This is a genomic window from Desulforamulus profundi (assembly GCF_002607855.1).
The window spans coordinates 1-3,431 of record NZ_AWQQ01000038.1 but is presented as its reverse complement, the minus strand read 5'-3'; the positions used below and the strand labels follow the sequence as shown (position 1 = coordinate 3,431).

At 44.2% G+C, this 3,431-nt stretch carries 4 protein-coding genes; all 4 read right to left on the bottom strand.

The window, feature by feature from the left end; all coding sequences use genetic code 11:
- Positions 1-435: 435 nt before the first annotated feature.
- Positions 436-651, bottom strand: coding sequence for a hypothetical protein (locus P378_RS05480; protein ID WP_099082548.1), 216 nt, complete (start codon positions 649-651; stop codon positions 436-438).
- Positions 652-1,518: 867 nt separating this feature from the next.
- Positions 1,519-2,463: a site-specific integrase gene (locus P378_RS05475; protein ID WP_099082547.1), complete on the bottom strand. Its 945-nt coding sequence runs from the start codon at positions 2,461-2,463 to the stop codon at positions 1,519-1,521.
- A gap of 92 nt (positions 2,464-2,555) precedes the next feature.
- Entirely contained in the window at positions 2,556-2,900 is a 345-nt protein-coding gene (locus P378_RS05470) for a LexA family protein (protein WP_099082546.1), read from the bottom strand.
- The coding region (locus P378_RS05465) for a 2-hydroxyacid dehydrogenase (RefSeq protein ID WP_274378644.1) at positions 2,854-3,431 on the bottom strand (578 nt) is incomplete at its 5' end. The genes P378_RS05470 and P378_RS05465, both read right to left, overlap by 47 nt.

Sequence of the window (3,431 nt, the reverse complement as noted above, 5' to 3'; positions counted from 1 at the left end):
TGTACCACACGCGGGGACCCCGTCCGTCAAGACTTCCCTTCGGCGCCACTTTAATTTAAGTTAACCTCTGGGGCTCACCAAGAACATTTTAGGATAACAAGGGGAGCTGTTATTTATTTCCAAAGTGTCAATACCTTGACAACTTAATTCACATAATCTTTTACAAGGGCTTCAGCCTCGTGTACAATGGCGCTTCCCAGGGGTTCTACATGGAAGTGGCTGTATTCTTCATCAAAACCTCTGATGGCTTCGGCTAAGGTGTGCTCATTGAGTTCTTTATTACGGTACCGGCGATGGAGTGCAGATAGGAACTCTATCCTAGTAGTTCGGAAACATATATTTTGTTCTCATCATCAGTAATGATTCCTGTAACTGTTTCAGTACCTTCTTCTTCATGAAAGAATTTAATAAGGGCCGAGGTATCAAAGAAAAGGTTCATAACCGATCATTTCTTTCTTCGATAATATCCTTACTCAAAGAACCTTTACAGTTTCGTAAAGCTGCACGTGCTCTCAAGTACCCTGTGGGATTCTTCCTCAAAACTACCTGGTGATTTTGTTTTTTTAGGGCTAAAACCAGGTCATATATCTTAAGAATATGATGTGGGCTAAGGGACTCAATTTCCTTCAGTAAGCGTTCTTTTGCTTGCATAAAATTCACCACCTTGAACCTACTATATCATATTTTTTAATGGTGCCGCTAGAAATTGTAAAATACAGAAAGTGTTTATCCCAGCATCTTGTCGTTGGGCCTGGCAGATCTTATTCAACTAGTTCTCCTCAGATGATCGTAGTCCAGGAGATTTTGAAAAATCCTTTCCTCCAGCTGACTGGCAGCTTTTCTCTGCATGCCGGGCATCAGGTGGGTGTAGATATCCGAGGTTATCCCTATTCCGGAATGCCCCAACCGATCGCAGATTAGTTTCAGGGACTCCCCTGCTTTAACAGAAGGCTGGCGTGGGTGTGGCGATTATGTAACGCGTTACATAATCGCCATTATGGGAAGTGTAAGTTTATGGGAAGTGTACCTAGAAAATGCCCTATATCAACAACTTTTCTCTTAAAAACACTTCCCATAATATTTTGCCTATTTACATAAATACTGCAACCAATTCATCAGATCTCCATCATTTTCCCAAGAAGGCATTTCACCCATGTCTAATTCCATATATGCACTCTCCAAAGCTTTTCTTTTCATTTCACTGTCGGCGCGTGCATAGATTTTATGACAAGCTTTCCATAAAATCTATGCCAGAGCAGACAGTGAAATGAAGCGCAAAGCCTTGGAAAGTGCGTACATTGAATTGGATACAGGGGACCTTCCTTCATGGGAAAAGGATGGTGAATTGATGAATTGGCTCCAAAATCTTTGTAAATAGGCCAGTTTGACGTAAAAGTTATGGGAAGTGATTTCCTTGAAAATGCAATAAATTTGCTGACTTTTAAGCAACGATTCCCATAATCATCTGCTTCTCATAATGGCGAAGGTCGTGAAACCGAATTCGTGGTAAACCATTCTTCACCATGAATTCGGGAAACCAGGAGGATAGGCTGTCCGGGTGCTGGGGTTGTCCATCCTGTTGAGTAAACACCAGATCTTCAGGTTTTTATAGTTTTCCCCGGCTGCTAGCCTGGCCTTATTTTGCTTAACCTTTTCTTTTTTCAGCACCTCTAAAACATATGGTGAAACATCGATTGTTCTTATGCTTTTTTCACTCTTAGGCACTTTAAAAAAGATGCCCTTTTCCTTTGTGTACTGGGCTGCCTGCTTGATGGAGATCGTGCCTGAAACAAAATCAATGTCCGGCCAGCGCAGGCCATAAATCTCACCCCGACGCATGCCGGTGAAGACGGCCAGGACAACCTGGGAGAAAAAAGGAGTGGTTTCCGCTGCTTTAATCAGTTGAAATACCTGGCTTTCATCTAATGGCGTTATCTTGTGCTTAGTTTTCTTCGGTGGTTCCACAGCATCTGCTACGTTCCGGGCTATTACCTGCCATTTGACTGCCATTTCCAGAGCACGGTGAAGAATTCGGTGGTGTTGAAGTACGGTGGTTGGGGACAAACCGCCCTTGCCATCTTGTCTCCCTGATTCCAACATTTTGGCATAATAGTTTTGTAGATGTAAGGGTTTTAACTTTTCCACTGCTATCTGTCCCAGTTCAGGAAGCATGCATTTTAAGATGATCTCCTGATATCGTAAGAATGTCTTGGGAGCCACACTAATCTTAGCATAGTCGTTCAGCCACTTCTTGAGATATTCCCCCAAAGTTAGCTTTACAGGCTCAACAAACAAGCCTTGTTCAAGCTCGGTTAATAACCGAGCCATTTCAATTTCTGCGGCCTTTTTTGTACCCCGGAAAGCCCTATAAATGCGTTTGCGTTTTCCCGAAGACGGGTCCCGTCCTACATCAATGACAATGGTCCACGTGTCTCTGCTTCGTTTCTCCAAATGACCTGGCATATAGACTCCCCCTTGTATGATTTTTTATAAGTTAGGCTGCGAATATATGTTTGGTTAATTGGTTGAAAAATATCCCGCCCCTGGTGGCGGGTTTATGTTTTATAAGTTTTTTTCAACTCTTTGACCAAGTTATTTGCCACAGCTACCTGCATATCGATCAATTGCTTTAAATGTTCCGGCTTAAATCCCACGGAAACTGCCGATTCAATTACTTCCGTCCAGCGGTTGTCCTGATATTCCTTTAATCGCAATAACTCCTGGTACTCGGATAGAGAGGGAGCAGATTCCCGGATGATACCCACCATGATACCAATAATGCGATGGTTGGGCCCGTATTCGATATCTTCATAGTTAGGGTTGGCAGAGCGGAGGTAAATCTGACCGCCTTTTTTAATATAGAATTTTATCCTGATCCGGTGGCTCCTTTTCCTGTACATCCAGTGCAGCGCCGGCGATGCGTCCCTTTTGCAGGGCTTCGATTAAATCAGCTTCTTTGATTACCGGCCCCCTGGAAGTGTTAATAATGTAGGCGGTGGGCTTCATTAACTGTAACCGTTCCCGGTTGATCAGGTATTTGGTGTCTTCGCTCAGGGGGCAGTGGATGGAAACAAAATCACTTTGCCGCAGCAGTTCCTCCAGGGACACCGATTGTATTCTGGGATCGCCCCAGTCCCTGGGTGTGCGATTGTAAACCAGGATATTCATGTTAAAGGCCAGGGCCAGTTTCATCACCTGCTGCCCGATGGAACCGCCGCAAACAATGCCCAGGGTTTTGTTTTGCACCTCAAAGTTGGCGGTTTGAATGTCCTGCTTGAAGTTAGTGAAATCTCCCTCTTTAATCATCCACTGCTGCTGGGACAGAGATCTGGCAAAGTTTAAGATAAAACCAAAGACCAGCTCTGCCACCGCTTCGGTACTGTAGCCCGGCACATTACAGACCGTAATATTCTTTTCCCTGGCAGCTGCCA